Genomic DNA, 3,961 nt, shown 5'->3' on the forward strand with positions numbered 1-3,961 from the left:
GATGGCCGGATAATCCGGTGGACGGACTGGACAGGTATCAAGGCATCCGTCAGCAAGCTGTTCCGTTCACCGCGCCCCCTGTCCGTTTACGCCGTTAAAGTAAGCGGGGACGATATTCTGGTCAATCTCTAATGGTTAGTCAATCTTTACAGTCCAAAAACCAGGCGGGAGGCAGAAGATGAGTATTCAGCCACTCCAGTCATCAATAGTAGCCTATTTTTCCATGGAGATTGGACTTACCGCGTCCATGCCCACCTATAGCGGTGGCCTGGGGATCCTTGCCGGGGATTCCCTGCGGGCTGCTGCCGATATCGGCATACCGCTGGTCGCGGTGACACTTTTGCACCGTAAGGGGTACTTTCGTCAGCACCTGGATGCTGACGGGAACCAGCGGGAAAGCCCGGCGGAATGGAACCCCGAAGACCACCTTGAACCGCTGTCGGTTCGTGTCACGGTGACCATTGAAGGGCGGAAGGTCTGGATACGGCCCTGGCGCTACGTGCTGCCGAGTCCTATAGCTGATGATATACCTGTATTATTCCTGGATACGGCACTGCCGGAGAACAATGAATTCGACCGTACTCTGACCGACCAGCTCTATGGCGGTGATGAGCACTACCGGCTGTGTCAGGAGGTGGTGCTGGGAATGGGAGGACTGGCCATACTGCGCGCCCTGGGATATACGGACGTGACGGTCTACCACATGAACGAGGGACACTCGGCGCTGCTGACCATGGCTTTACTTTCAAAGGAGGCGGAGCAATCGGCCCTGCCGGTGAATGCCCTGGAGAACATCGAGCGGGTACGAGACCAGTGTGTCTTCACCACACATACCCCTGTGCCGGCCGGGTTTGATAAATTCCCCTTTGACCTCGTCAAAGAGGTGCTGGGTGATGAGATGACTCACAAGTTAATGTCTATTGAATGTCTTCAGGATGACGTGCTCAATATGACTTACCTGGCCTTGTTCTTCTCCCGCTATATTAACGGGGTCTCCATGCGCCACGAGGAGATTTCAAGCACGATGTTCCCCGGCTATCCGATAAACTCAATAACTAACGGCGTCCATGCCCTCACCTGGACTTCTGAACCCTTCCAGCGGCTATACGACCGCCACGTTCCACAGTGGCGGCAGGATAACCTTTACCTGCGCTACGTAGTGAGTCTGCCCATTCAGGAAGTCCACCAGGCACATCTTGAAGCCAAACAAGACCTGATTTCAGAGGTAAAGCGGCGTACCGGCGTCAGCCTGAGCCCTTCCGTTATGACCCTCGGTTTTGCTCGCCGTATGACCGCCTATAAACGGGCTGACCTCTTGCTCAGCAATCTGGAGCGCCTGAAAAGAATCGCGCGTGAAGCCGGTCCGCTCCAGATAGTCTATGCGGGTAAGGCGCACCCGCGGGATGAAGGGGGCAAAGCCCTTATCCGAAGAGTTTTTCAGGTAGCCAAACAGTTAAGCGGGACGGTACCTCTGGTCTTCCTGGAAGAATACGATTTGTCACTGGCCAAGTATATCTGCGCCGGGGTTGACCTCTGGTTGAACACTCCTCTAAAACCCGATGAAGCGTCAGGGACGAGCGGCATGAAAGCCGCCTTTAACGGCGTCCCCAGCTTGAGCGTCCTTGACGGCTGGTGGGTGGAGGGGCACTTTGAGGGCGTCACCGGCTGGTCAATAGGCCAGCCCTCACCGGAGGTCAGCACGATAAAGGAAGCCGACTCTCTTTACGACAAACTGGAGAACGTGATAGTACCCATGTTTTACCGTCAACCGAACGCATTCGACGAAGTCCGAAGGTCGGCGATTGCCATTAACGCGTCATACTATAACAGCAAACGGATGATGCTCCAGTACCTGGAGCATGCCTACATGCCCTCGTATTGACCGTTGGGCGCGGTCAGCCGGATAACAACCCCGTAATCGATAGGCAATACCAGGCTCATCGCCTGTCAAAGTCCGGCCATCTCCTGACCCTGCCGAAGCAGGCGCTGCACTGTTTCAGGACTATCACTCTCCGCATAGATGCGGAGGAGCGGTTCGGTGCCGGAGAACCTGACCAGAAGCCATGAGCCGTCTTCGAGCACATAACGGAAACCATCGAGGCTGTCCGTTCTCACCACCCGCCGTTCTATTAGCTGCTGCGGCTGGTGTTCTGCTACCCTTTCCGTGATTTCAGTCCGCTGCTTTTCGGGAAACTCCAGGTCACGCCGCTCGAAATGATGAGGGCCTACCTTCCCGTATAGATGGTCGATTAGCTCTGAGGGTGTTTTACCGGTCCGGGCCATCAGGTCCAGAAAGTAAAGGCTGGTCAGAATGCCATCACGCTCTGGGATATGCCCCCGGAATCCATAGCCGCCGCTTTCCTCCCCACCGAGTATGGCGTCTTCGGCCATCATGACGGGCGCCAGGTACTTGAAGCCTATCCTGGTCTCTCTGACCGGACATTTGTAAATCTCGCCGAGACGGTCAACCATGCGTGTCTGGGTTAGCGTTCTGACAATGGTGCCTCTCTCGCCGCGAACTTCCAGAAAGTAGAGGCAGAGCAGGGCAAATACCTGTAGAGTGGTGAGCACCGTGCCGTGCTCATCTACGGCGCCAAAGCGGTCGGCATCGCCGTCAGTGGCCAGCCCCACTCTCCAACCGCCCTGCTTGACAGCCTCAGAGAGAGCGGTGAGATTGGCGGGAACAGGCTCAGGTTGTTTCATGCCGGGGAAAATGGGGTTACGTTCGCCGTGGATTTCCGTAATGTCAAGATTACCGCCCTGGAGAAGGGTCCTGAGGTAGCCGCTAGCGGCACCGTACATGGGGTCAATGCCTATTTTGAGCATGGTCTGCCTCAGCATCGGGACGTCGACAATGTTCTGGAGGCGGGTAAGGTACAGGGGGGTAATGTCATATTCTTCCAGCCACCCTTCCCTGGTCGCTTCCTGAAGAGGTATTCGGTTGATACCGCTGACCCGGGCTACGGCTTGTTCAATACCGGAAGCGACTTCAGAGGGGGCACTGGCGCCGTCACCGGTCTTGTACTTGAAGCCGTTCCAGATAGGCTGGTTATGACTCGCCGTAATTACGATGGCGCCGCCCGCTTTTCTGGCGACAACGCCATAGCTGACCACAGGTGTGGGTGTTGACCTGGGACAGAGAAAAACGCGGATACCATTGGCGCAGAGCACCTCGGCGGCCGCGGCCGCAAAGCCCTCGGAGGCAAAACGGTTATCATAGCCGATAACTATCCCGCGGCTGGCGGCTGCGCTCCCCCGTAGATAGTCGGCCAGTCCCTGGGCGCAGAGCCGGACGTTGTCATAGGTGAAGTCCTCGGCGATAATGCCACGCCATCCATCGGTACCGAATTTGATGGACCTGCCGGTTACCAGGCTGTCGCTTGTGTTTAAGTTGAATTGGGTCATGGCTCACCTTCCTGGCTGCAATTTGTCCTCGCGTATGCACGGGGATACCAGCCCTGGTTATACATTCCAAGTATAAACAGCCGGTACTGTAAATAACATCCGTAGTCATACTTAAAATATGTGAGATGGCAGAGACTGTCCGGAAAGATTCGTTTGTCATTGTTATGATAGTAAACATCCCTATTGTTATTCTGAGCACATTCGCTTCGCTCAGTGTAAACTCCGCGAAGAATCCGGGTGGTGAGGGGTCATATTCATCTGTCTTGCCACTCCACCCCCAGATTCTTCAGTCGCTCCGCTCCTTCAGAATGACATTTTCGGACAGCCTCTGTATATATCTGTGAAAGGAACTTACTCCTAGACCTTAATCGCTTGCTCGACTTTGGCCATGATATCTGGGGGTATAGTCTTCAGTCCATGAGCTTCTTCGCCGTGCTTGGCTATCTTTTGCATTAGCTCTTCTTTGGTAGCCGCCGAGGCTTCAAAGCTGCAGGCCATCCCTACGTCTGCGCATTTGAATGTGGGCATAACTGATTACCTCCGTTCAACTTACCGT

Annotated in this window: 3 protein-coding genes; 1 reads left to right on the forward strand and 2 read right to left on the reverse strand. The window is 55.1% G+C overall.

The window, feature by feature from the left end; translation table 11 throughout:
* The first annotated feature begins 178 nt into the window (after positions 1–178).
* Entirely contained in the window at positions 179–1,882 is a 1,704-nt protein-coding gene (gene glgP, locus Q8Q07_04545) for an alpha-glucan family phosphorylase (protein MDP3879562.1), read from the forward strand.
* Positions 1,883–1,947: 65 nt separating this feature from the next.
* Here the strand turns inward: glgP and Q8Q07_04550 are convergent, their stop codons facing one another.
* Positions 1,948–3,405: a phosphoglucomutase/phosphomannomutase family protein gene (locus tag Q8Q07_04550; GenBank protein ID MDP3879563.1), complete on the reverse strand. Its 1,458-nt coding sequence runs from the start codon at positions 3,403–3,405 to the stop codon at positions 1,948–1,950.
* Positions 3,406–3,762: 357 nt separating this feature from the next.
* Positions 3,763–3,933, reverse strand: coding sequence for a DUF1059 domain-containing protein (locus Q8Q07_04555; GenBank protein MDP3879564.1), 171 nt, complete (start codon positions 3,931–3,933; stop codon positions 3,763–3,765).
* Between the last annotated feature and the right edge of the window lie 28 nt (positions 3,934–3,961).

This window comes from Dehalococcoidales bacterium (assembly GCA_030698765.1).
In the GTDB taxonomy this organism is placed as follows: domain Bacteria; phylum Chloroflexota; class Dehalococcoidia; order Dehalococcoidales; family UBA2162; genus JAUYMF01.